The organism is Citrobacter sp. Igbk 16 (assembly GCF_028069755.1).
GTDB lineage: Bacteria > Pseudomonadota > Gammaproteobacteria > Enterobacterales > Enterobacteriaceae > Citrobacter.
In genome coordinates this window covers 23244-44075 of record NZ_JANEWJ010000032.1, presented here as the reverse complement: position 1 = coordinate 44075, position 20832 = coordinate 23244, and the positions used below count along the sequence as shown (strand labels likewise).

Sequence of the window (20832 nt, the reverse complement as noted above, 5' to 3'; positions counted from 1 at the left end):
GTATTACGCTACAATCTCGATTAAATTACCGTCGGGGTCCTGAATGACGGCCTCGTAATATCCGTCACCGGTGGTTCGTGGTCCGGAGACCAGGATGCCCTGTTCTTTTGCGCGTATCGCCAGTGCATCAACATGCCCCGCGCCACCCACAGAGAGAGCAAGATGCACCCACCCTGAAGTGTTATTGTCAGGTACCGGGTGGGTCAGTCCCGGTTTTGTCATTAGCTCAATCGCAATGTCCTCACCAATCCTGACGAAATAAGATTCAAACCCAGGATTGGTTTTGCTGCAGTATTTTTCGTTTATCACACCATCAAAAAACGACACCCAGAACCGGGCTTGTCGCTCAAGATCCCGGGTCCATAAAGCCATATGTGCAATTTTCATCGCGATCCTCTTATCGTTTTATTCTGAACGGTATGCCCCCGCTAAGGGATATTGACATCCTGCAATATAATGCACGATCATGCACGTTATTGCTCGATGTTTATTTTTATGGAGTTATCATGCTCGATTACGCTGCATTCCCGGATCAACGCCAGGCACTTATCTATCAGATCCTGCAGGAAAACGGCAGAGTGATCTGTACTGAACTGGCCACCCGTTTGGGAGTGTCAGAACATACGATTCGCCGTGATTTACATGAGTTGTGCAAAGAAGGTGTTTGCAAGAAAGTCTACGGCGGGGCTGTCATTTCACTACCAGAGTCAGCTGACATCGCAGTACGCAAGAATATTAATACAGCGAAAAAGAGCAGCATCGCGCAAAGATGCGCCCGGCTAGTGAAGTCCGGTAGCTGTATTTTTATCGACACAGGAACGACCAATCTGGCAATGGCTGAAGCCCTTCCCGCTGAGTTGGCATTAACCGTCGTGACAAATTCACCTGATATTGCCGCCGTACTGCTGAAAAAACCGCTATTCGAGGTCATCATGTTAGGTGGGCCAGTGCAGCGATCGTCCGGAGGGTGCGTAGGTCCGACAGCCATTGCCCAGGTACAGGATATTTTATTTGATCAAGGTTTTATTGGTGGTTGTGCGATGGCACCGGAGTCCGGATTAACCGGGTTTGATTACGCCGATTGTGAGTTTAAAAAAGCGGTAATTAAGCAGTGTAACGAAACTATCGTCGCACTGACGGCAGATAAGATCCCTGCCGTCGCACGTTATGTTGTCACCGCCAGCGGTAACATTGATGTCATTGTCGTGGAGGAAAACATCAGCAAACAGTACGGCACCGCTTTTCAGGCGCATGACATCCGCATTTACACCGTATAACAGTGGCGCAGTCTTTTTACGTACAGATTCAACGGAATACCACGGTGCTAAAAGTGGCACCAGCCGTCAATGGGGTAATGGCTGACAGATAATCCAGGCGAATTCTATGATGGTGTTCATGGCACTCCACAAGCAAGAATTCCTCTTTGTCTGCTGTAGTACACGTCGTCACGGCCCTGCCATCAAAGTGTTCCCCAGTGGTCAGTTCAATGCGCAGCAAATAGTGATAAAGACAGGCAATCTCCAGATAGTCATGCAGATCGCAATCGACAGGATGGTACTTTTCTGTAGCACACATAAATGCCCCCTTCCCCATGTCCACGCAGGTTCGGGAAATTGCTCTCGCAACTTCCCGAACATGCGACGCTATTTCAACGCTTCAATCGGTGCGCCAAAGTTGATATGCAGCACATTGCCGTCGATCACCAGTGCAGGAACAGACTTCACTCCGATTCGCTCCGCCTCTGCAACTCGATCAGGTTGTTCTCCCAAATGAATAACGTCGATTTCCACATCGGGGGACAGATGCTGCAGCAGTGTTTCTTCTGCGGAAACGCAAACCGGGCAACCAGCATGATAAAAACGGGCTTTGGTCATGATACCTCTCCTTTAAATTATAGTATCGATTCGATACTATAATTTATGCTACGCCAGTTTTATACTTTGTCAATATAGTTTTTAGTCGATACTATATGTCGAGGAGGATTTTGTTATGCATGACATGTCGCTTTTTGACGTACTGGACCGGCTGTCTGGTCTGACGCGGATGTGGTTTCGCCAACATCCTTTACTCGCGGATCTACAGCCAGTACAACTCAGTGCGTTGATGTATCTCGCACGCTGTAACCGCTACTCCAATACGCCTCTCGCCGTGACGGACTACCTCGGCCTCACCAAAGGAACGGTGTCACAATCGCTAAAATTGTTGGAATCAAAAGGACTGGTGGTACGCACGCAGGATGTCAGGGATAAGCGTAGCGTTCATCTGCTGCTCACCGAGTCGGCCAAAAATCTGCTGGATGCCCTGCTTCCCCCCTCATTTTTGGTAACGGGTGAATCTGCGATGGGTGAACGCGCGGGTTTACTCAAGGAGCTACTTTTCGAACTGCTGAGAGGCATTCAGCGCACCAGTAATGTGCCGGGATTTGGTCTGTGCCAGAGCTGCCGGTTTCACCAAAAAGTAAACGGTCGAGGTTTTTGTAATTTAACGAAAGAACCGTTGAGTGAGGATGATTCGACGTTAATTTGTCGGGAGCATCAGCCCCCGGACGTATGATCTTCGCTGTTGTAATATCTTCAAGGTGGTCGGATTGCCGCTTTCCAGGATAACCACTCGCTCCAGGCATTTGACGCGTCGATATCACGGTAGCCGCGCTCCCACGCCATATCGTCAACATTTTCTGCGGATTACGTATGTTGCAGGTGGTTCAGATCCCGTAGCATCCGCTTGAGACATTTGACTTTATTTTTATCGCGTATTGCCGCTGAAAACTTACTGAGCTGAAAAAACGTTTTGTCACCAAAACCATCAATGACTTTGAAACAATACTCCTGGCGCGCGGCATCCCAGGCGTAGACGATGTTTTTACAATGCAGGGAGTTAATAATGACACCGGTACTGACAAACCACGCTAAAAAAACATTCAACTTCTGCAATTTGCTGGCATCAAGTTCTTTGTTCAGGGCAAGCTGATAAAGAGTTTGAGCGATATGGCCATGCTCATCACACTCCTTCACCGTGAGTTGCCCTATTCCTTTGTTTGTTTCAACCAGCCCTTCAATTTTTTGCATATAAAATGCGTCGGTGTGGTGACTCAACTTGCATTCTTTGATGTCCCGGAAGACCTCACGTAGCTTGCTTTTATATTTCGCAATGCCTGGAATCACGATTTTAACCAGCAGTTTACTATCCTGTGGATGCTGGAAGACGTAGCGATCGTTACCTCGTGCCAGTAAGTCTTCATCCTTCAATATAAGTAATTGCTTCATAATGTTTTTTATTTTTACCCTACGTGAAATGGAGTTGCCTCAACGAAGAGTTGTCTCAGCCAAAAAATATTGTGTATCTATCTATTTCAATGGTTGTTAAACAAATAGCGTATTCACCCAATAAACAACTTTCGTAGTGACGTACTGAAGCAAAGCAACGGTGGATGTGCAGCAGGCCAGGAGATACTGTTGGAGTAATCCACGCCAGCTTTGTTTTTTGATGTTGTTAACGAAGGTAAACAGCGGCAGGTATTCAACTAAGCCCCACTCACCGTGACCTATGGTGCTGTCACCAGAGGCCACTCGCGAATAGATGAGGCCGGATGTTGGAGGGAAAGAAGCCAGGGACATTGCAGACAATGGTTGCGTGCCAGCCGCAAATTACTATGACAGGACGCAACATGTACAGGCAAGAGTGTAAAAATTAGGAAGCCAAACTAAATTGCGTCAGATAACCAGATGAAACACTGCTCAAGAAATATAGATGACTCACTATGGTGTTTATGCTCACCCTGTAGGTAATTTTTATACATCGTTGAAACATTAACACCGTAGATAATCGCTACCTGCGCGATCTCCGAAAACGACACCCGGCAGTTAAAATTGGAGTTCCTGCACGACCTCTTTTCCCTTCAAATATAACATCAGATTATGAATGCTAATATACCCGGGCATTCTTTGTCGGGTTTCGACAATATTATATGCATCCACTATGAACAAGCGAGGTGCCCCGATGTTTTCAGCTATGCTCCATGTTTTGTACCACTATTCTAATTATTGAACTCAGTTTCGATAAGCACTAACAGTGTCTTTTATTGAAAGATGCCATCTCATCAAATTTAAATGACAGTGTAAATCAAAGTCTGCAGTATGAATAATCCATTAGATATGTTCTTATTATTATTTCTAATGAGGTTAATACTGGTTATCTGGAGATGCTGGCGCTGAAGTCAGCGCCAGTTCTGGGTTTAACGAGGTTAACGAAGGTTAACAGGAGAACGAACGCAACTAGTGTTTAACAATATACATAGTGCGACTGTATGCCACATCTTCCGGGTTGGTAATCGGATACCCTTTCAGCCACGGTTTAATTAAACGCCCGTTGGTGTACTGATAAATCGGCGCAATAGGTGCCTGTTCCATCAGAATTTTTTCTGCTGCGTTATAATCGGCGTTGCGTGCTTTCTCTGTATTTTCCAGCGTCGCCTGAGTCAACACTTTATCGTATGCCGGATTGTTAAAGCGGGAAATATTGCCCGTATGGGTCGAGGTTAATAACGACAGGAATGTGGATGGCTCGTTGTAATCTCCCACCCAGGATGCGCGGATCACATCAAAATTACCGGTATTACGGCTATCAATGTACGTTTTCCATTCCTGGTTCTGTAATTTCACATCCACACCAAGATTTTTCTTCCACATGGAAGCCACAGCAATAGCAATCTTCTGATGATTTTCAGACGTGTTATACAACAGCGTCAATTTCAGTGGTTTCTGCGGACCATAACCGGCTGCACGCAGTAGCGTTTTCGCCTGAGCGTTAAGCTCTTCCTGACTCATTTGTTCAAACGGAGAAGGTTCCGGGATAAATCCTGCCGTCACATCCGGCGTAAAATGCCATGCGGGTTTTTCTCCAGTCCCTAATACTTTCTCCGCCATAAGACGGCGATCGATAGTCATACTAAGCGCCAGACGCACGCGTGAATCGGCAGTCGGCCCTTTTTGCGTGTTAAACGCATAGTAATACGTACCAAGCTGCGGTGGCGTATAAACCTGCCCAGGAATATCCTTCAATAGCTTCTGATACATGTTTTTCGGGAAGGACTCAGTGATATCAATATCGCCAGCAAGATAGCGTTTGGTCGCAGCAGACTCCTGGTTAATCGGCAGGAAAGTCACTTTTTGCAGCACTGTTTTGGCGTTGTCCCAATAATGTGTGTTCGGCACAACTTCCAGTTTCTCATTAACCACACGGTCTTTCAGCACATAGGCACCGTTACCGATAAGGTTGCCTGGTTTCGTCCACTCTTTACCGCTTTCGACATTGGCTTTTTGCACGGGATAAAACGCAAAGCTCGCTGTCAGGTTGGCAAACCAGGGTAGTGGTTTGTCCAACTGCACTTTGAAGGTATGCGCATCCACCGCGCTGACACCCAACTTATCGGGCGTGGCTTTGCCATCGATGATCGCCTGGGCATTGTTGATCCCAGCAAGCGCGGCAAACCAGGCAAACGGCGATAGTGTTTTCGGGTCCACCAGACGCTGCCAACTGTAGACAAAGTCCTGTGCTGTTACCGGCGTACCATCGGCCCATTGTGCATTATCGCGCAACGTAAACGTCCAGATGCGGTTATCATTACTCTTCCACTGTGTGGCAACACCGGGAATAATCTCACCCTTGTCATTCTGGTTGACCAACCCTTCAAATAAATCGCGAATAACCTGAATTTCTGGAAGCCCAACGGCTTTTGCCGGATCGAGTGACGCTGGCTCATCTTTTATATGACGCACCAATTCTTGCTTTTCTGCCAGTACCGTCCCGCTGGGAACATCCGCAGCATAGGATAAAGAAATGCTGCTAACCAACAGCGCACAACAGGTTACTGAAACAGAATGCCTCATAAAATACCCTCAAATCTGGCCACTAAGTGAATGAGTAATTATTTGTATCGCCAGCAGGAAATGCAATTAACTTCCGACAGGAAAGTGATATTACACCTGAAAAGATAAGTGTGTGAAAACGATTTGATTATCCATAAATTTTGCACAACACTGCGAGTAACAATACATGCATTCAGAGATGATTATGACCGTTACCCGTCCCCGTGCCGAGCGTGGCGCATTTCCGCCAGGAACTGAACATTACGGACGTTCACTATTGGGCGCACCGCTAATCTGGTTCCCGGCACCGGCAGCCGATCGTGAAAGCGGTTTGATACTGGCTGGTACTCACGGTGATGAAAACTCATCAGTCGTCACCCTGTCCTGTGCCTTACGTACGCTGAACCCTTCCCTGCGTCGTCATCATGTCGTGCTGGCCGTTAACCCTGACGGTTGCCAATTGGGTCTGCGTGCAAATGCAAACGGCGTAGATCTTAACCGTAACTTTCCGGCGGCAAACTGGAAATCCGGTGAAACGGTATATCGTTGGAACAGCAGCGCAGAAGAGCGTGATGTGGTGTTATTAACCGGCGATCATCCGGGATCAGAGCCTGAGACCCAGGCACTATGCCAACTTATTCACCACATTCATCCTGCATGGGTAGTTTCTTTCCACGATCCGCTGGCCTGTATTGAAGATCCCAGACACAGCGAATTAGGCGCGTGGCTGGCGCGGTCGTTCGAATTGCCGCTGGTAACCAGCGTCGGTTATGAAACGCCAGGTTCTTTTGGTAGCTGGTGCGCCGATCTAAACCTACATTGCATTACTGCAGAATTTCCGCCCATTTCATCGGATGAAGCGAGCGAAAAATACCTGCTGGCAATGTCTAATCTTTTGCGCTGGCATCCTTGAGATGAAGCTGTCCGGTTGTAAAATGCAAGGCAGGCTCGGCGTCTCGGGCCAGCCAGGTTGGTCCATCCAGATCGGCAAAGCTGACCTGTGGTGTAAGCGGCAATGCAGCGCCGATCGCCCTGGATGTACACAACATACAGCCAAGCATCAACGCAAATCCCTGCTCGCGAGCTTCGGCCGCCAGCGCCAGCGCCTCCGTCAGTCCGCCTGTCTTATCCAGTTTAATATTCACCATTTCATAGCGGCCATGCAGCGCTTTCAGACTGCTGCGGGTATGGCAGCTTTCATCAGCACAGACAGGCAGCGGATGCACGAAATTCTCCAGCGCGGCATCATCATTAGCCGGCAGAGGCTGCTCCAGCATCGCAACGCCTAAATCCGCCATTAACTGGCAGCGTGCAGCCAGCCCTTCAGCACGCCAGGACTCATTAGCATCGACAATGATTGTCGCCTCAGGCACAGCCGCCCGGATCGCAACCATCCTTTCGCTGATTAAGTGTGCATCCAGTTTGACTTTCAGCAATCTGGCACCGTTATCCCAGAGCGCGGTCGCGCTCGCCGCCATCTGCTCCGGCGTGCCGATCACGACGGTTTGCGCGGTCGTTACTGTTGCATCCAGTTCAGTACCAACGTAGTCGACCAGAGACTGTTGTTGCTGACGTGCATTGAGATCCCAAAGTGCACAGTCAACGGCATTACGCGCCGCCCCCGCGGGCAGCAATGCCTGCAGCGCTTCACGCGTCAAACCGTGCTCCAGTTGCGGCACAACACTCATGATTTGAGCCAGTACCGACGCATCGCTTTCGCCATAGCGAGGATAAGGCGTACATTCTCCAATCCCTTTTACACCATTCTCTTCCAGTTCAACCACCACCACATGCGCTTCGGTCCTGCTCCCGCGGGCAATCACAAAGGGAGTGTGTAACGGCCAGGCTTCCTCAAACACCTTAACTGATCTCATTTGTTTTCCTTAATGCAGTCCCTGAAGCGGATATCCGCAAATAGCGTTTGCCGTGTTAACTGCTGATGGCATAAACTAGCCTTGACGTTAACTATATGTAAACAGGAAGATAACCATGTCACAAACCGTTCATTTCCAGGGCAACCCGGTTGCAGTTGCCGGCTCCATTCCTCAGGCTGGAAGCAAAGCTCAGGCTTTTACCCTTGTGGCTAAAGACCTGTCTGACGTTACGCTGGGCCAGTTTGCAGGCAAGCGCAAAGTGCTGAATATTTTCCCAAGCATCGATACTGGCGTTTGCGCGGCATCGGTACGTAAGTTTAACCAACTGGCGACAGAAATCGACAATACCGTCGTACTGTGTATTTCGGCCGACCTGCCATTCGCCCACTCTCGTTTTTGCGGCGCGGAAGGTCTGAGCAACGTTATCACGCTGTCCACCCTGCGTAACGCAGAATTCCTGAAAAACTACGGTGTTGAAATTGCCGAAGGTCCGCTGAAAGGTCTGGCTGCTCGTGCCGTTGTCGTTATTGACGAAAATGACAACATCGTGTTCAGCCAACTGGTAAATGAAATTACCAACGAGCCTGACTATGATGCAGCGTTGGCCGTGCTGAAAGCCTAAGTTGCCCTGAATACAAAAATGCCTCCGGATGGAGGCATTTTTATTTACATCATTACTCTTCGCTTTTTTTCTGCTGGCTCAGACCATACTCGCGTAACTTATTGGCAATCGCGGTATGTGAAACCCCCAGGCGTTTAGCCAGTTTACGCGTGCTGGGATAATTCATATAAAGCTGCGTTAACACAGAACGTTCAAAGCGGCTGGTGATTTCATCCAGCGACCCTTCCATCACCTCTTCTCCGACGGCAACTGTTGCTGCATCATAATCCGGCAATAAGATATCCTGCGGGCGCAGTTCATAGCCTTCAAGCTGAGTTAGCGCCCGATAGATAGCATTTTTAAGCTGACGCACATTACCCGGCCAGCCGTAGCGGGTTAGCACCGTGCTGAGATCGGCAGACAACTTCGGACGCGGTACGCCCTGCTCGTCGGCAAAACGCGCCACAAACAGCTCGGTGAGCGGCATAATATCTTGTGGGCAATCGCGTAGCGGCGGCAGATTAAGCGTCAGGACATTCAGACGATAATAGAGGTCCTCACGGAAAAGACCTTTCTGCACCAGTTCCACCAGGTTCTTTTGCGTCGCGCAGATTACGCGAACATCAACATGAACTTCATGATCTTCGCCCACGCGACGGAACGTCCCGTCATTGAGGAAGCGCAGCAATTTCGTTTGCATGCGCGGCGACATTTCGCCAATCTCATCCAACAGCACTGAACCGCCATTCGCCTGCTCAAAGAACCCTTTTTTACCTTCCGGGGCGTGGCCAAACAGTTCGCTTTCTACCGCATCTTCAGGAATAGACGCGCAGTTCAGCGCCAGATAGGGTTTTGACGCACGTGGGCTCGCCAGGTGGCAGGCATGCGCAAAGAGATCTTTGCCCGTACCGGTATTTCCGGTGATCAGCAGCGGCGCACTCAGCGTCGCCAGCTTGCGCGCCTGTTCAACAACGTGTTTCATTTTGGCGCTGACGGCAATAATCTGGCTGAATGCGCTCAGATCCTGGGTGGTCATGTTTTGCAATTGACGGCCCATGCGGAGGGTAGAACGTAACATCACCACGGCACCGGTTAGCATCTGCTCCTGGTTTTCACCCTGCAAATGGACTGGCGTAATCTCCATCAGGAAGTTTTGCCCGTTAATCACAACATGTTCACTATGGGAATCCTGCGGATTACTTTCCAGCCAGCGCTGGAAGTTAAACCCATTGATGAGCTGTGCAGCCGTGTGGTTGCGCATCCGCTCCTGGGGGTGGGCAAAAAGCTGGCAACTTGCCGGGTTTGCCATCTCCACTTTGCTTTTCATATCCAGAGAAAGAACGGGTTCAGGCAATGCTTCAAGCAACGCGCTAAGCGCCAGATGTTCGCGTTCGGAAGGCATCCAGGGCACGGTGCGGACGTCCGTTACCCCTGCGATGCGGCGGATTTCAGCCATCAGGCTGCTGAAGTTAGTGAACTCCAGTTCCGCAAAATTAAGGTAGATTCGCCCGATGGGGTCAATCTCGATACCGCGTAAATCAATGCTTCTCAGCACCAGTAAATCGAGCAATTCGCGGGTCAGACCAAGACGGTCTTCACAAAAGACTTCCAGACGCATGGGAACCTTCACCTAAACAAGGGATCATGTGTTAGATGATAAGCCAGTATTGGGTTAGCAGGAAGGACTCTGTCAACAAATATTGACAGCACGCTGGAAAATTGGGCGCCGGGGCGTAAAGTTATACGATCGGCGCCCGTTTTTACTCAACTTTCACGCGGAGATTTGTTCTTTTGTAAGGTCTCTTTCACCTGACCGATCAACTGACGGCGGAAATCCCCCAGTCGCGGTTTATCATCATCAATCCACGGTAATGGACGGCACAGCTCCATCGCTTTAATCCCCAGACGCGCGGTTAACAGGCCCGCGCCAATACCCTGCGCGGCACGCGTGGATAGCCGGGCCGCTAAATCCTGCGACATCCAGTCCATCCCCACTTCCCGCACCAGCTCGCTGGCCCCGGCAAAAGCAATATTTAACAGTACCAGACGAAACAGGCGCAGGCGGCTGTAATAGCCGAGTTCGATGCCATACAGCGTCGCTATACGGTTAATCAACCGCAGATTTCGCCAGGCAATAAACGCCATATCCACCAACGCTAACGGGCTGACGGCAATCATCAGCGTGGATTCCGCCGCAGAACGACTGATCTCACGTCGTGCTTGCGCATCCAGTACTGGCTGCACCAGATGGGCATACAGGCTCACAACTTCCCGATCATTTTGCGTTTCATGGATAGAGGCATACCAGCGTTGTAGCGCAGGGTGAGACTGATCGATACCTGCCTGTTGTGCCAACTTTTCACAAAATGCGCGGCCTTTTCCGGTTCCGTGACTGTGTAACAAATCACGCGCTTCATCACGCTCGTGTGCGCGTTGACGTAAACGCCACAGCCGACGCCACTCGGTTGCCACCGACCCCACGCCTGCGCCAATAATCAGCGCACCCGCAGCACAGCCCCCCAGCGCAACCCAGTCCTGAGTCTGCCAGGCGTTCATCGTCCACTGCACGCCCTGAGCAACCACACTGATGCCAAACAGTGCCAGCCCGCCCATCACCATTTTGCGCCACAGGCTGCGTTTAGGACGTAATGCGGCATCAATAACGGCTTCAGCCTGACCTTCGTCTTCCAGCTGTTCATCCACTGTCGCCGGAGAAAAAGTCTGCGCTTCGGTATCGGTGAACATTTGCTGTGCTTTAAATGCCGTGTTTGGTTCCACTTCCAGTGGACCTGAGAAATCGATACGCGGTTTTAACGGCTCGCTCATCGCAATTTATCTCCTATTAAAAACTCCAGCGCGGCATCCAGGCGAATATGCGGTAAGGGTTTATCCACATCCATGACCTGCGGGCGAAAGGCTTCAAACTGGAAACCCTGGCGATCCCAAAAAGCCTGGCCCGGTAAACGCGCAGGGACCTCTCCCGGATAGACGGTCAACGGCTCGCCGTCGCTCAGACGATTGCCGCGCAGCGCGGGGATCTTCTCGCCCTTCACATCAATCAGCCCGCTGGTGGTTGCCTGCACCGATGCCAGTCCCAGACAGTCCATACTGATGCCTTCAAACGCGGCATTTTGCCAGGCGTCCTGAATCAATTGCTGCAACAACGACACCATATTGGCATGCTGATCGACCGTGACGTGGTCGGCCTTGGTGGCAGCGAACAGCAACTTATCGATTACCGGCGAGAACAACCGCCGGAACAACGTGCGCTGACCATAATGAAAGCTTTGCATCAGTTGTGTCAGTGCCAGACGCATATCGTTAAACGCCTGTGGTCCGCTGTTAAGCGGTTGCAGGCAATCAACCAACACAATTTGGCGGTCAAAGCGCAGAAAGTGATTCTTGTAGAACCCTTTCACGACCTTTTCACAGTAGTAATTAAACCTGTCGCGCAACATGCCCGCATTGGTGTGTTTATCTGCTTGTGCCAGTTTTGACTCACCAAAGGCATCAACATCCGGCCACGGGAAAAATTGCAGCGCAGGTGCGCCAGCCATGTCCCCCGGCAGCACAAAGCGCCCGGGCTGAATAAAATGCAATCCCTGCTGTTTGCACTGATGCAGATAATCTGTCCACGCCGCGGCGATTTCCGCCAGACGGTTTTCGTCAGCAGGCGCCAGTGGATCAAGCCCCTCGCATAGCTGCCGCCATCTGGCCGACCATTCACCTCGCTGCCCCTGCAATAATCCGGTCATTTGCCGTGACCAGCCAAGGTAATCCTGGGCCAGCATTGGTAAATCAAGCAGCCATTCCCCCGGATAATCGACGATCTCCAGGTACAACGTGGACGTATCTTTAAAGTGACGCAGCAAAGAATCGTTGGATTTGTAGCGCAACGCCAGGCGAATTTCACTGACGCCACGCGTCGGCGTCGGCCAGGTTGGCGGAGAACCATAAAGCTGGGCCAGTCCCTCGTCATAGGTAAAGCGCGGAATACCAAAATCGCGCTGAGGAACCCGTTTTACGCCAAGCAGACGCTCTTCACGCACACAGCTGAGCAACGGCAGACGAGCACCGGCATGAATATTGAGTAACTGGTTTACCATTGCGGTAATAAACGCTGTTTTACCGCTGCGGCTAAGTCCGGTGACAGCCAGGCGCAGATGCCGATCTACGCCGCGATTAACCAGCGAGTTGAGTTCATTTTTAAGTCGCTTCATCGCCATCCCGTTATGCTGAAGGAACCGAAGAAATTATAACAAACAGGGAGTAAACATAAGGTTTAATACTGGGTTATCAACTCCCTGAAAGAAATCAGGCGACATCATTCATGTCGCCTTTAGCCAAAAGAAAGCATGCGGATTATTTATTCTCTACTTTAGGAAGATTAATCCCGCTGATACCGCCTTCGTTGGTGACCTGTGTATAGCCCATCCCGGTCAGCATATCTTTTGCCATCCCGGATTGACGACCTGAGTTGCAATACAACTTCACGGTGTCGGTCTTATCAGGGACTTCTGCCGCAATTCGAGCCTGCAAATCCTTTAAAGGGATGTTGATGGCCCCCTGAACGTGTTCCTGCTGATATTGTTCAGGAACACGAACATCAATCCAGTGCTCGGCCGCAAACACCGGCATGCCGATGACCAGCGCCAGCGCGAATACGCTTTTTTTCAACATAGTATCGTTCCGTTAAATGATGGAAAGTCACCTAACACTATATACTTGATCTTAAGGAAATATTGCGAGCGTACTATCACTGGCCATAGCGTTGGGAAATTTTCCTGGCAACCTTGCTCAATAATGGCTCCAGTACCAACACCAGCAACATTTTTAACGGACGGCGGGCTACGGATTTCACCGCCCACCCCGCAACGCCCGCAGGGCCGTAGCGAAGCGCAGTAAGAAGCACCAGCTTGCCTGCTATTTTAAAGCCCGGCTTGACCCTTTGCCCGGCACGTTGCCAGCGATTATTCATTTCAATCCTCACAATTGACGGAAACGACTGCGTAATGTGAAGGTATCCGATGTCACATAACGCTCCATTTCACGCAAACGCTTTTCGCTCGCGGCCAGTTCACGATCGACGGAATCTAACAATTCTCCGCTCGATGGCTGTTGCTCGCCGGATGCGACGTTGTCCGGCATTGGGTCCAGCACAAACGTCAGCACGATGTAGGCAACTACGGTGAAAAAGGCCAGACCAAAAAAGACTGACAGTACCACCAGGATCCTTACCAGTTTCACGGGGACATCGAGATAGTGCGCAATACCGGCACAGACCCCTTTTACCATGCCCTGCTGTGGGATACGCCACAGCTTTTTGTTCAGGTTAACGCCCCCCATTAGCGGTCCCTCCAGTTTGGATGTTCGGCATCAAGGATATCTTCCAGCGCCTGAATACGTTCACGCATACGCTGTGCATCATTGTTGAGTTCCACCAGACGTTGCTGATCGCTTTGCGAGAGTTCACCACGGCTGGAACGGTTGCTGTAATGCAACCACAGCCAGATCGGCAAAACGAACAGCACAAAGATAGTTAACGGAATGGCCAGAAATAGCGCGCTCATGAGTACTCCTTACAGGTGATGAGCGGCGGCGCGTTCGGGCGCCGCCAGTTGTTATTATTGCTTGTCTTGCTGCATTTTGGCTTTAAGCTGCGCCAGCTGCTCGCTGATTTCATCATCTGCTTTCAGGTCAGCAAATTGCTGATCCAGAGATTTTTGCTTACCGAAGTTATTGCTTTCGGCTTCCGCTTCCATCTGATCAATGCGGCGCTCAAAAGATTCAAAGCGGGCCATTGCTTCATCCAGTTTGCCGCTATCCAACTGACGACGGACATCGCGGGAAGAACTCGCCGCCTGATGACGCAACATCAATGCCTGCTGGCGAGCCCGGGTTTCACTGAGTTTATTTTCCAGCTCACCAATCTCTTTTTTCATCCGCGCCAGCGTATCGTCAACCAGCGTCACTTCATGTTCCAGAGAGGCAATTAAATCGGTCAGTTTCTGCTTTTCAATTAATGCAGAACGCGCCAGATCTTCTTTCTCTTTACGCAGCGCCAGCTCCGCTTTTTCCTGCCACTCCGCCTGCTGCGCACTGGCCTGTTCAATCCGGCGGGACAGCTGTTTCTTTTCTGCCAGAGCACGCGCTGAGTTAGATCGGACCTCAACCAGCGTGTCTTCCATTTCCTGAATCATCAACCGCACCAGTTTCTGCGGATCTTCGGCCTTTTCCAGCAACGCATTAATATTGGCGTTCACGATGTCGGCAAAACGAGAAAAAATACCCATAATGTAATCCTCACTTACTGTTCTGATATCGGGCAATGCCCTGCTGCTTCCATAATGCACTTGTCGTGCCAACTTTTTATTTTATTGATTTTAAAGATAATATCTAATTTTACCTGATGAGATAATTAGGGTAAATTGGTGAATAACACTAACAAATGGTGAATTTCATCATGGCAGGATACAAAGATACTCTTCTGGGAGAAGCAAACAGCTTCATTGAAGTGCTGGAACAAGTCTCCCATCTGGCTCCCCTGGAAAAACCCGTGCTGGTTATCGGTGAGCGTGGCACCGGAAAAGAGTTAATCGCCAACCGTCTGCACTACCTTTCCACGCGCTGGCAAGGACCGTTTATTTCTCTTAATTGTGCGGCGCTCAACGAAAATTTACTCGATTCCGAACTCTTCGGCCACGAAGCTGGCGCTTTTACCGGGGCGCAAAAACGCCATCCGGGTCGCTTCGAGCGCGCCGACGGTGGCACACTTTTTCTTGATGAACTGGCAACCGCACCGATGCTGGTACAGGAGAAATTACTGCGCGTTATTGAGTATGGAGAACTCGAGCGCGTAGGCGGAAGCCAGCCGCTGCAGGTTAACGTACGACTTGTCTGTGCTACCAATGCCGACTTACCGAGAATGGTCAGCGAAGGTACTTTCCGCGCAGACCTGTTGGATAGACTGGCCTTTGATGTCGTGCAACTTCCACCTTTACGGGAGCGTAAAAGCGACATCATGTTGATGGCCGAACATTTTGCGATTCAAATGTGCCGCGAGATTGGATTGCCACTATTTCCCGGTTTTAGCGCACAAGCCAGAGAAACACTTCTCCACTATCGTTGGCCGGGCAATATCCGTGAATTGAAAAACGTTGTTGAACGCTCGGTATATCGACATGGTACCAGCGAATATCCACTGGACGAGGTAGTGATAGATCCGTTTAAGCGCCACGCCACAGACGTTCAGCAGCAGGAAACCCACTCTACAGTGGCAACGTTACCGCTGGATCTCCGTGCATTCCAGCAACAGCAAGAAAAGACGTTTCTGCAAACCAGCTTACAACAGGCAAAATTCAACCAGAAAAAGGCCGCCGAACTGCTTGGGCTGACGTACCATCAGCTGCGCGCGTTGCTTAAAAAACACCAGATTTAGTGATGCATTACCGACCGTTAAGCGCCTTCATGTGCAAAGCCCTCCACAACGCACATGAAAATAGTACCGTTTAACGATTCCCGCCTATCATCATTCTTGCATAATCTTTATACCGCCCTCATAATGAATGAACGTTCATTCACTGCGTATTCACAAGACGACCAACACGGATACGCCTTGGCGTTCCTCCTTAGAAACTAACAGCAGGTAAATTATGGCAAAAAAAACGCTTCGACTTTCCTTCCCCCAGTGGCAGGGAGGCAACAATCCCCCCTATCATCTCGGATCACTTCTCTTGTCTTTTCTCTCGCCCGAAGCGAAAGGCCCCGTCGAGGATGTTCCCGTTGCTTTACCAGAAAGCGAGCCGCTGGTTGTAATAGATGGCATTACTGGTAAGCCACAGATTCTTAAACAGTTGAGCGATGCCGCGACGCGTATTGAAAAACACGATCCCGACGCGATTGTCGTATTGGGCGGTGACTGCCTGGTTTCTTTGGTGCCCTTCGCGCATCTGCTGCATAAGTACGGTGATAAGCTGGGCGTGCTTTGGATCGACTCTCACCCCGACGTGCAGACGGCTGAACAGTATCCAAATGCGCATGCCCATGTTCTTGGCGCGCTGATCGGCACGGGCGATAAAGATTTAGTGGACCACGTCACACACAAGGTTTCTGCGTCAAAAATTATGATTGCCGGCATTCACAATCCACTGATATACGAAAGCGACTATCTGACCCATCACAGTATTGCGACGACTGGCCCTGATGATGTCAAAAACGGTGCCAACGAGGTTATGGCGTGGATTGCCCGCGAGCACATCGAATATCTGGCGATTCATATTGATCTGGATGTTCTGGACCCGTCACTTTTCCGTTCTGTTTTGTTCGCCCAACCAGGCAGAGGTGAACATGATTTTGGCGATGTGGCCGAAGGTAAACTGACTATTGAAGAGGTGCTTAAACTGGTTAATCTTGCCACCGTACACGCGGAGGCCGTCGGGCTTACCATTGCTGAACATCTGCCGTGGGATATGGTAAACCTCAAGAATATGCTCAGTGCATTACCTCTCATGAAGTAACGCAAGATATCGATAAATCTCATCGCTGGTTCCAGGCCTTAAAGCGCGGTAAAGTTTCGCCATAGATTCAAAGATAAAGGTCGATATGCTAAAGAATACTGAAACCTACCATAAGCTTATTACCGCTGCCGCAGCCTGTTTTGCTGAGAAGGGATTCAGTGCTACCAGCGTGCGCGAAATTTCCACGCGTGCAGGTATCAGTCAGGGGGCTATGTATACTTACTTCAAAAGTAAGGATGAGCTTATACGGGCAATCGTTCTGGAAGAGCAAAACACTGCCCTGGCTGCCCATAATGAGCCCTGTGGCGGATCGTTTTTTGATCGTCTTTGCAAGCAGGTCGTTTCTTGCATAAGCGATGTCGGTTACCCTGTCACGCACCACCTTTGGGTAGAAATCATGGCCGAATCGGCACGCAACCCGGAGCTCAGGGAAGCGTTTATCGCCAGTGATAACATCATGCGGCAAAGCATTGCGGGAATAATTGCGCAAGGTATCGCCGCAGGAGAGTTTCGTCGGGATATTGACCCGGAAGCGATCACCATCATTCTGTTTGCATTTATTGACGGGCTGATTGCCCGTAAGGCTATTAACCCTGCGTTCTCATTGGCCACAGATGTACCTGCGTTCCCTGATTTAATGTCAAAGTTGCTCAAATAAAATACTTCCCTCGCCTGCTTTCTGATCTTTCCCCTGCCCACTTCGCGCCAGAAGTGGGTATTGCGGACATCAACATAATCAATACATAACGTATCAATTTATACAGTTGATGATGAGTTGCACCTGAGATCCCGACCACGCGTAAAAGCAAAAAAAACATTTCTGCGATCTCATCATTTCTATCCGCTCTTACAGCCACACACCGTAATGCCATACAAATATCTCAGCTGATATGCCGAACGTTTTACGCCGTTTACAGAGACAGCGTCGCGGAAAAAGAGACTGGAAGCATGGATGACGATGGTGTATAAAATAATACAAATAGTATTATTTTATACTAAATGAATCATTATTACTTAAGCTGGAGATTAAACCATGCCCACCAATATTACCCTGAACACCACGACGGATAGCTTCCCACCAGCAGGCCATTACTCACATAGTGTGACTGCCGGGGGATTCGTTTTCATTTCCGGACAGCTACCTGTCACGACTAATGGCGAAAGAAAAGCGGATGCTTCTTTTGAAGAACAGACCAGACTGGCTCTACAAAATGTTGATGCTTGTCTGGCGGGGGCCGGCGTTTCTCGCCAGCAACTGGTATCGGTACGCGTCTATGTCACGGACATTAACCAGTGGCCGACGTTTAATCGGATCTACGGCGAATGGATCGGTGATTCCCGTCCAGCCCGTGCTGTCGCTGGCGTTGCAGAGCTTCATTATGGCTTTGCCGTAGAAATTGAAGCCATTGCGTTAGCACAACAAGTGTGACTTTTAACTGCTACAGGTGAACAACAATGACTGAAATGACACAACCTGATTACCACGATGTTGCCGCGGCCGCTGAGCGCATCGTAGGTTATGCTAACAAGACACCGGTTATGACATCACGAACGGTGAATGAAGAGTTTGGCGCTGACGTTTTTTTTAAATGTGAAAACTTCCAGCGGATGGGTGCATTTAAGTTTCGCGGCGCGATGAATGCTCTGCGCCAGTTTACGCCACAGCAGCGAGCAGCCGGCGTCGTGGCTTTTTCATCCGGAAACCATGCTCAGGCAATCGCCCTGTCCGCAAAATTGCTGGGTATTCCGGCGACAATTATCATGCCGCACGACGCGCCAGCCGCTAAAGTTGCTGCCACGAAAGGATATGGCGGACATGTCGTGATGTACGACCGTTACACTGAAGATCGTGAAAAAATTGGCCGGGATCTGGCAGAAAAACAAGGACTGACGCTGATCCCACCTTACGATCACCCGCACGTTATTGCAGGCCAGGGTACCGCAACGAAAGAACTGATTGAAGAAGTTGGTGCTCTGGATGCCCTTTTTGTTTGTCTGGGCGGTGGCGGTCTTCTATCGGGTTCCGCACTGGCCGCGCGACACTTGTCCCCTGATTGTCTTATCTATGGTGTAGAGCCTGAGGCAGGCAACGACGGTCAACAGTCGTTTCGCAGTGGCAAAATTGTGCATATCGATACGCCGAAAACCATTGCTGATGGCGCGCAAACCCAACATCTTGGACAGCATACCTTTCCACTGATCCAGAAGCATGTTAACGATATTCTGACGGTTTCAGATGATGAATTAATTGCCGCAATGAAATTTATCGCGGAGCGAATGAAAATGGTCGTGGAGCCAACGGGCTGCCTTGGTTTTGCCGCCGCAAGAGCGCGAAAAGCGGACCTTAGAGGAAAGAAAATCGGCATTATCATCAGTGGTGGCAATGTTGATATCAGCCGCTACAGTGATTTCCTTGCCGGGTAATCTCATTAAGGTATCTGCGGTGCGGATACCTTATCGCTATGCGCCTGTTCCAGTCTGGAAAAGAAGCCCCAGGACGCTGTAAACTGGCCGCCATAATGGCAACAGGCATCACTGCAGGAGACTGGCATGCCAAAAACCGACGATAACTCGCTACTCAATCAAATTGATATTATCGCCAAAGGACTGAGCGACACCTTCTCTCCGTTTTGCGAGGTTGTGGTTCATGACCTCAAGAACCCTGAGCATGCGATCTTGTCCATACACAATAATCTGTCCGGTCGCAAACCGGGTCAGCCCGCAACAGAGCTTGGGCTGGCGCGGATCGAATCAGCTGATTTTCCCAACATCGTTGCCAACTACAGCAATCAGTTTGCGGATGGTCGCCCGGTAAAAAGTACCTCTATCGGCATCAAGGACGAACAAGGCAAATACGTCGCGGCGCTTTGCCTGAATGTTGATATGACGCTATTTCGCGGGATGCAGAGTGCACTGGCACGGTTTACTGAAACCGAGTGCTCACCTGTCAGCGAACACCTCGATCCTGGCAGTAATGAAGTGATTCGCCAGCGTATTGATGACTTTGCGGCTAAACGTGCAACAACGGCGCGAGCGCTGAAGACAGAAGACAGAAAGGTACTGATTCAACAATTGCGTAAAGAAGGTTTACTGAACGTACGAAAATCCATGGATACGGTGGCGCAGCATCTGGGCGTGTCCAGAGCAACCGCCTACCTGTACGCCCGTCAGGCTAACGCTATCGGCGAATAAGTTGGCCGTTTGACGCGAGGACGGTAATCAGTTTACCATGATGCAAATACTGTATAAAAAAACAGGATTAGCATTATGACTCTAGCGTTAGTAGGCGAAAAAATTGACAGGAGCCGCTTTACCGGGGCGAAAATTGAAAACAGCACGTTTTTTAACTGCGACTTTTCTGGCACCGACCTTAGTGGCACTGAATTTATCGGTTGTCAGTTTTACGACCGTGAGAGCCAAAAAGGGTGTCATTTCAGCCGGGCCATCCTGAAGGATGCCATCTTTAAAAGCTGTGATTTATCAATGGCAGACTTCAGGAATGTCAGCGCATTGGGTGTTGAAATCCGTGGATGCCGCGCTCAAGGTGCGGATTTTCGCGGCGCAAGTTTTATGAATATGATAACCACGCGCACCTGGTTCTGCAGCGCATATATCACCAACACTAACCTGAGCTACGCCAATTTTTCAAAAGTCGTGTTAGAAAAGTGTGAGCTATGGGAAAACCGCTGGATTGGCACGCAGATACTCGGCGCAACATTTAGCGGCTCCGATCTCTCTGGTGGTGAGTTTACGTCGTTCGACTGGCGAGCTGCGAACTTCACGCATTGCGATCTGACCAATTCTGAATTGGGTGATTTAGATGTTCGGGGCGTCGATTTACAAGGCGTTAAGATAGATAGCTACCAGGCCTCTTTAATCATGGAACGTCTTGGGATTGCCATTATCGGTTAGCCCAGGCTAAGCAAGCCCGCAATACACCAGGGAGCGGTGAATCCCCGCCCCTGTGTATCTGT

25 protein-coding genes and 1 pseudogene are annotated in these 20832 nt (G+C 50.0%); 12 read left to right on the top strand and 14 right to left on the bottom strand.

Features of this window, described 5'->3' with window-relative positions; translation table 11 throughout:
- Window positions 1–3 precede the first annotated feature (3 nt).
- Window positions 4–387: a VOC family protein gene (locus tag NNO03_RS18465; RefSeq protein WP_271450192.1), complete on the bottom strand. Its 384-nt coding sequence runs from the start codon at window positions 385–387 to the stop codon at window positions 4–6.
- A 119-nt stretch (window positions 388–506) separates the two neighbouring features.
- Between NNO03_RS18465 and NNO03_RS18460 the strand changes: the two genes are divergently transcribed.
- Complete coding sequence (locus NNO03_RS18460) at window positions 507–1277, top strand: DeoR/GlpR family DNA-binding transcription regulator (RefSeq protein WP_271441968.1); 771 nt, start codon at window positions 507–509, stop codon at window positions 1275–1277.
- A gap of 28 nt (window positions 1278–1305) precedes the next feature.
- Here NNO03_RS18460 and NNO03_RS18455 read toward each other — a convergent pair whose 3' ends face one another.
- Window positions 1306–1575: a Rho-binding antiterminator gene (locus NNO03_RS18455; RefSeq protein WP_271450191.1), complete on the bottom strand. Its 270-nt coding sequence runs from the start codon at window positions 1573–1575 to the stop codon at window positions 1306–1308.
- 68 nt (window positions 1576–1643) lie between these two features.
- Window positions 1644–1874: a glutaredoxin domain-containing protein gene (locus NNO03_RS18450; protein WP_271441966.1), complete on the bottom strand. Its 231-nt coding sequence runs from the start codon at window positions 1872–1874 to the stop codon at window positions 1644–1646.
- Between the two features lie 115 nt (window positions 1875–1989).
- Between NNO03_RS18450 and NNO03_RS18445 the strand changes: the two genes are divergently transcribed.
- Window positions 1990–2553: a MarR family winged helix-turn-helix transcriptional regulator gene (locus NNO03_RS18445; RefSeq protein WP_271450190.1), complete on the top strand. Its 564-nt coding sequence runs from the start codon at window positions 1990–1992 to the stop codon at window positions 2551–2553.
- A gap of 131 nt (window positions 2554–2684) precedes the next feature.
- Here the strand turns inward: NNO03_RS18445 and NNO03_RS18440 are convergent, their stop codons facing one another.
- Window positions 2685–3266, bottom strand: a complete 582-nt coding sequence (locus NNO03_RS18440; RefSeq protein ID WP_271441964.1) for a YrbL family protein — start codon at window positions 3264–3266, stop codon at window positions 2685–2687.
- A 277-nt stretch (window positions 3267–3543) separates the two neighbouring features.
- Here NNO03_RS18440 and NNO03_RS18435 point away from each other — a divergent pair.
- Window positions 3544–3642, top strand: a pseudogene (locus NNO03_RS18435) (SOS response-associated peptidase); the annotation flags it as partial.
- A 632-nt stretch (window positions 3643–4274) separates the two neighbouring features.
- Here NNO03_RS18435 and mppA read toward each other — a convergent pair.
- The gene (gene mppA, locus NNO03_RS18430; protein ID WP_271450189.1) at window positions 4275–5888 is read right to left on the bottom strand and encodes a murein tripeptide ABC transporter substrate-binding protein MppA; all 1614 of its coding nucleotides are present in this window, start codon (window positions 5886–5888) and stop codon (window positions 4275–4277) included.
- A 184-nt stretch (window positions 5889–6072) separates the two neighbouring features.
- On the opposite strand from mppA, the gene mpaA reads away from it, so the two are divergent.
- Window positions 6073–6780 (top strand): murein tripeptide amidase MpaA, encoded by a 708-nt coding sequence (mpaA, locus tag NNO03_RS18425; RefSeq protein ID WP_271441962.1) that lies wholly within the window; start codon window positions 6073–6075, stop codon window positions 6778–6780.
- On the opposite strand, the gene ycjG is transcribed toward mpaA, so the two are convergent.
- Window positions 6755–7741, bottom strand: a complete 987-nt coding sequence (gene ycjG / locus NNO03_RS18420; RefSeq protein ID WP_271450188.1) for an L-Ala-D/L-Glu epimerase — start codon at window positions 7739–7741, stop codon at window positions 6755–6757. The genes mpaA and ycjG overlap by 26 nt on opposite strands.
- Window positions 7742–7856: 115 nt before the next feature.
- Here ycjG and tpx point away from each other — a divergent pair, with 115 nt between their 5' ends.
- Complete coding sequence (gene tpx, locus NNO03_RS18415) at window positions 7857–8363, top strand: thiol peroxidase (RefSeq protein ID WP_040230898.1); 507 nt, start codon at window positions 7857–7859, stop codon at window positions 8361–8363.
- Window positions 8364–8415: 52 nt separating this feature from the next.
- On the opposite strand, the gene tyrR is transcribed toward tpx, so the two are convergent.
- The 8 genes from tyrR to pspA all read right to left on the bottom strand — a co-directional run bounded on the left by tyrR (window position 8416) and on the right by pspA (window position 14635).
- Window positions 8416–9960: a transcriptional regulator TyrR gene (gene tyrR, locus NNO03_RS18410; protein ID WP_199973940.1), complete on the bottom strand. Its 1545-nt coding sequence runs from the start codon at window positions 9958–9960 to the stop codon at window positions 8416–8418.
- Window positions 9961–10106: 146 nt separating this feature from the next.
- A complete protein-coding gene (locus NNO03_RS18405) occupies window positions 10107–11168 on the bottom strand; it encodes a YcjF family protein (RefSeq protein ID WP_271450187.1) in 1062 nt (353 codons plus the stop codon).
- Window positions 11165–12562 carry a YcjX family protein gene (locus NNO03_RS18400; protein ID WP_048212579.1) on the bottom strand — a complete coding sequence of 466 codons (1398 nt, stop codon included), beginning with the start codon at window positions 12560–12562 and terminating at the stop codon, window positions 11165–11167. The genes NNO03_RS18405 and NNO03_RS18400 overlap by 4 nt, the downstream gene beginning before the upstream one ends.
- 142 nt (window positions 12563–12704) lie before the next feature.
- Window positions 12705–13022, bottom strand: a complete 318-nt coding sequence (pspE, locus tag NNO03_RS18395; RefSeq protein ID WP_271450186.1) for a thiosulfate sulfurtransferase PspE — start codon at window positions 13020–13022, stop codon at window positions 12705–12707.
- A 76-nt stretch (window positions 13023–13098) separates the two neighbouring features.
- Window positions 13099–13320 (bottom strand): phage shock protein PspD, encoded by a 222-nt coding sequence (pspD, locus tag NNO03_RS18390; protein WP_040230893.1) that lies wholly within the window; start codon window positions 13318–13320, stop codon window positions 13099–13101.
- An 8-nt stretch (window positions 13321–13328) separates the two neighbouring features.
- On the bottom strand, window positions 13329–13688 hold the full coding sequence (pspC, locus tag NNO03_RS18385) for an envelope stress response membrane protein PspC (RefSeq protein WP_137381742.1): 360 nt from the start codon (window positions 13686–13688) through the stop codon (window positions 13329–13331).
- Window positions 13688–13912, bottom strand: a complete 225-nt coding sequence (pspB, locus tag NNO03_RS18380; RefSeq protein WP_048211519.1) for an envelope stress response membrane protein PspB — start codon at window positions 13910–13912, stop codon at window positions 13688–13690. Before pspB ends, pspC begins: the two co-directional genes overlap by 1 nt.
- 54 nt (window positions 13913–13966) lie before the next feature.
- Complete coding sequence (gene pspA / locus NNO03_RS18375; RefSeq protein WP_271450185.1) at window positions 13967–14635, bottom strand: phage shock protein PspA; 669 nt, start codon at window positions 14633–14635, stop codon at window positions 13967–13969.
- Window positions 14636–14790: 155 nt separating this feature from the next.
- On the opposite strand from pspA, the gene pspF reads away from it, so the two are divergent.
- The 7 genes from pspF (at window position 14791) to NNO03_RS18340 (ending at window position 20770) form a co-directional block, all read left to right on the top strand.
- Window positions 14791–15780 (top strand): phage shock protein operon transcriptional activator, encoded by a 990-nt coding sequence (gene pspF / locus NNO03_RS18370; RefSeq protein WP_271450184.1) that lies wholly within the window; start codon window positions 14791–14793, stop codon window positions 15778–15780.
- Between the two features lie 214 nt (window positions 15781–15994).
- Window positions 15995–16858 carry an arginase family protein gene (locus NNO03_RS18365; RefSeq protein ID WP_271450183.1) on the top strand — a complete coding sequence of 288 codons (864 nt, stop codon included), beginning with the start codon at window positions 15995–15997 and terminating at the stop codon, window positions 16856–16858.
- Between the two features lie 85 nt (window positions 16859–16943).
- Complete coding sequence (locus tag NNO03_RS18360) at window positions 16944–17516, top strand: TetR/AcrR family transcriptional regulator (RefSeq protein WP_271450182.1); 573 nt, start codon at window positions 16944–16946, stop codon at window positions 17514–17516.
- 375 nt (window positions 17517–17891) lie between these two features.
- Window positions 17892–18287, top strand: coding sequence for a RidA family protein (locus NNO03_RS18355; RefSeq protein ID WP_271442671.1), 396 nt, complete (start codon window positions 17892–17894; stop codon window positions 18285–18287).
- Window positions 18288–18313: 26 nt separating this feature from the next.
- Window positions 18314–19282 (top strand): threo-3-hydroxy-L-aspartate ammonia-lyase, encoded by a 969-nt coding sequence (locus tag NNO03_RS18350; protein ID WP_271450181.1) that lies wholly within the window; start codon window positions 18314–18316, stop codon window positions 19280–19282.
- Between the two features lie 126 nt (window positions 19283–19408).
- A complete protein-coding gene (locus NNO03_RS18345; RefSeq protein ID WP_271442673.1) occupies window positions 19409–20050 on the top strand; it encodes a transcriptional regulator in 642 nt (213 codons plus the stop codon).
- A gap of 75 nt (window positions 20051–20125) precedes the next feature.
- Window positions 20126–20770 carry a QnrB family quinolone resistance pentapeptide repeat protein gene (locus NNO03_RS18340; protein WP_271442674.1) on the top strand — a complete coding sequence of 215 codons (645 nt, stop codon included), beginning with the start codon at window positions 20126–20128 and terminating at the stop codon, window positions 20768–20770.
- The last annotated feature ends 62 nt before the right edge of the window (window positions 20771–20832 follow it).

Excerpts from the sequence above, each read along its gene's own strand:
- NNO03_RS18465 (WP_271450192.1), bottom strand. The coding sequence starts at position 387 with ATGAAAATTGCACATATGGCTTTATGGACCCGGGATCTTGAGCGACAA.
- NNO03_RS18460 (WP_271441968.1), top strand. The coding sequence starts at position 507 with ATGCTCGATTACGCTGCATTCCCGGATCAACGCCAGGCACTTATCTAT.
- NNO03_RS18455 (WP_271450191.1), bottom strand. The coding sequence starts at position 1,575 with ATGTGTGCTACAGAAAAGTACCATCCTGTCGATTGCGATCTGCATGAC.
- NNO03_RS18450 (WP_271441966.1), bottom strand. The coding sequence starts at position 1,874 with ATGACCAAAGCCCGTTTTTATCATGCTGGTTGCCCGGTTTGCGTTTCC.
- NNO03_RS18445 (WP_271450190.1), top strand. The coding sequence starts at position 1,990 with ATGCATGACATGTCGCTTTTTGACGTACTGGACCGGCTGTCTGGTCTG.
- NNO03_RS18440 (WP_271441964.1), bottom strand. The coding sequence starts at position 3,266 with ATGAAGCAATTACTTATATTGAAGGATGAAGACTTACTGGCACGAGGT.
- mppA (WP_271450189.1), bottom strand. The coding sequence starts at position 5,888 with ATGAGGCATTCTGTTTCAGTAACCTGTTGTGCGCTGTTGGTTAGCAGC.
- mpaA (WP_271441962.1), top strand. The coding sequence starts at position 6,073 with ATGACCGTTACCCGTCCCCGTGCCGAGCGTGGCGCATTTCCGCCAGGA.
- ycjG (WP_271450188.1), bottom strand. The coding sequence starts at position 7,741 with ATGAGATCAGTTAAGGTGTTTGAGGAAGCCTGGCCGTTACACACTCCC.
- tpx (WP_040230898.1), top strand. The coding sequence starts at position 7,857 with ATGTCACAAACCGTTCATTTCCAGGGCAACCCGGTTGCAGTTGCCGGC.
- tyrR (WP_199973940.1), bottom strand. The coding sequence starts at position 9,960 with ATGCGTCTGGAAGTCTTTTGTGAAGACCGTCTTGGTCTGACCCGCGAA.
- NNO03_RS18405 (WP_271450187.1), bottom strand. The coding sequence starts at position 11,168 with ATGAGCGAGCCGTTAAAACCGCGTATCGATTTCTCAGGTCCACTGGAA.
- NNO03_RS18400 (WP_048212579.1), bottom strand. The coding sequence starts at position 12,562 with ATGAAGCGACTTAAAAATGAACTCAACTCGCTGGTTAATCGCGGCGTA.
- pspE (WP_271450186.1), bottom strand. The coding sequence starts at position 13,022 with ATGTTGAAAAAAAGCGTATTCGCGCTGGCGCTGGTCATCGGCATGCCG.
- pspD (WP_040230893.1), bottom strand. The coding sequence starts at position 13,320 with ATGAATAATCGCTGGCAACGTGCCGGGCAAAGGGTCAAGCCGGGCTTT.
- pspC (WP_137381742.1), bottom strand. The coding sequence starts at position 13,688 with ATGGGGGGCGTTAACCTGAACAAAAAGCTGTGGCGTATCCCACAGCAG.
- pspB (WP_048211519.1), bottom strand. The coding sequence starts at position 13,912 with ATGAGCGCGCTATTTCTGGCCATTCCGTTAACTATCTTTGTGCTGTTC.
- pspA (WP_271450185.1), bottom strand. The coding sequence starts at position 14,635 with ATGGGTATTTTTTCTCGTTTTGCCGACATCGTGAACGCCAATATTAAT.
- pspF (WP_271450184.1), top strand. The coding sequence starts at position 14,791 with ATGGTGAATTTCATCATGGCAGGATACAAAGATACTCTTCTGGGAGAA.
- NNO03_RS18365 (WP_271450183.1), top strand. The coding sequence starts at position 15,995 with ATGGCAAAAAAAACGCTTCGACTTTCCTTCCCCCAGTGGCAGGGAGGC.
- NNO03_RS18360 (WP_271450182.1), top strand. The coding sequence starts at position 16,944 with ATGCTAAAGAATACTGAAACCTACCATAAGCTTATTACCGCTGCCGCA.
- NNO03_RS18355 (WP_271442671.1), top strand. The coding sequence starts at position 17,892 with ATGCCCACCAATATTACCCTGAACACCACGACGGATAGCTTCCCACCA.
- NNO03_RS18350 (WP_271450181.1), top strand. The coding sequence starts at position 18,314 with ATGACTGAAATGACACAACCTGATTACCACGATGTTGCCGCGGCCGCT.
- NNO03_RS18345 (WP_271442673.1), top strand. The coding sequence starts at position 19,409 with ATGCCAAAAACCGACGATAACTCGCTACTCAATCAAATTGATATTATC.
- NNO03_RS18340 (WP_271442674.1), top strand. The coding sequence starts at position 20,126 with ATGACTCTAGCGTTAGTAGGCGAAAAAATTGACAGGAGCCGCTTTACC.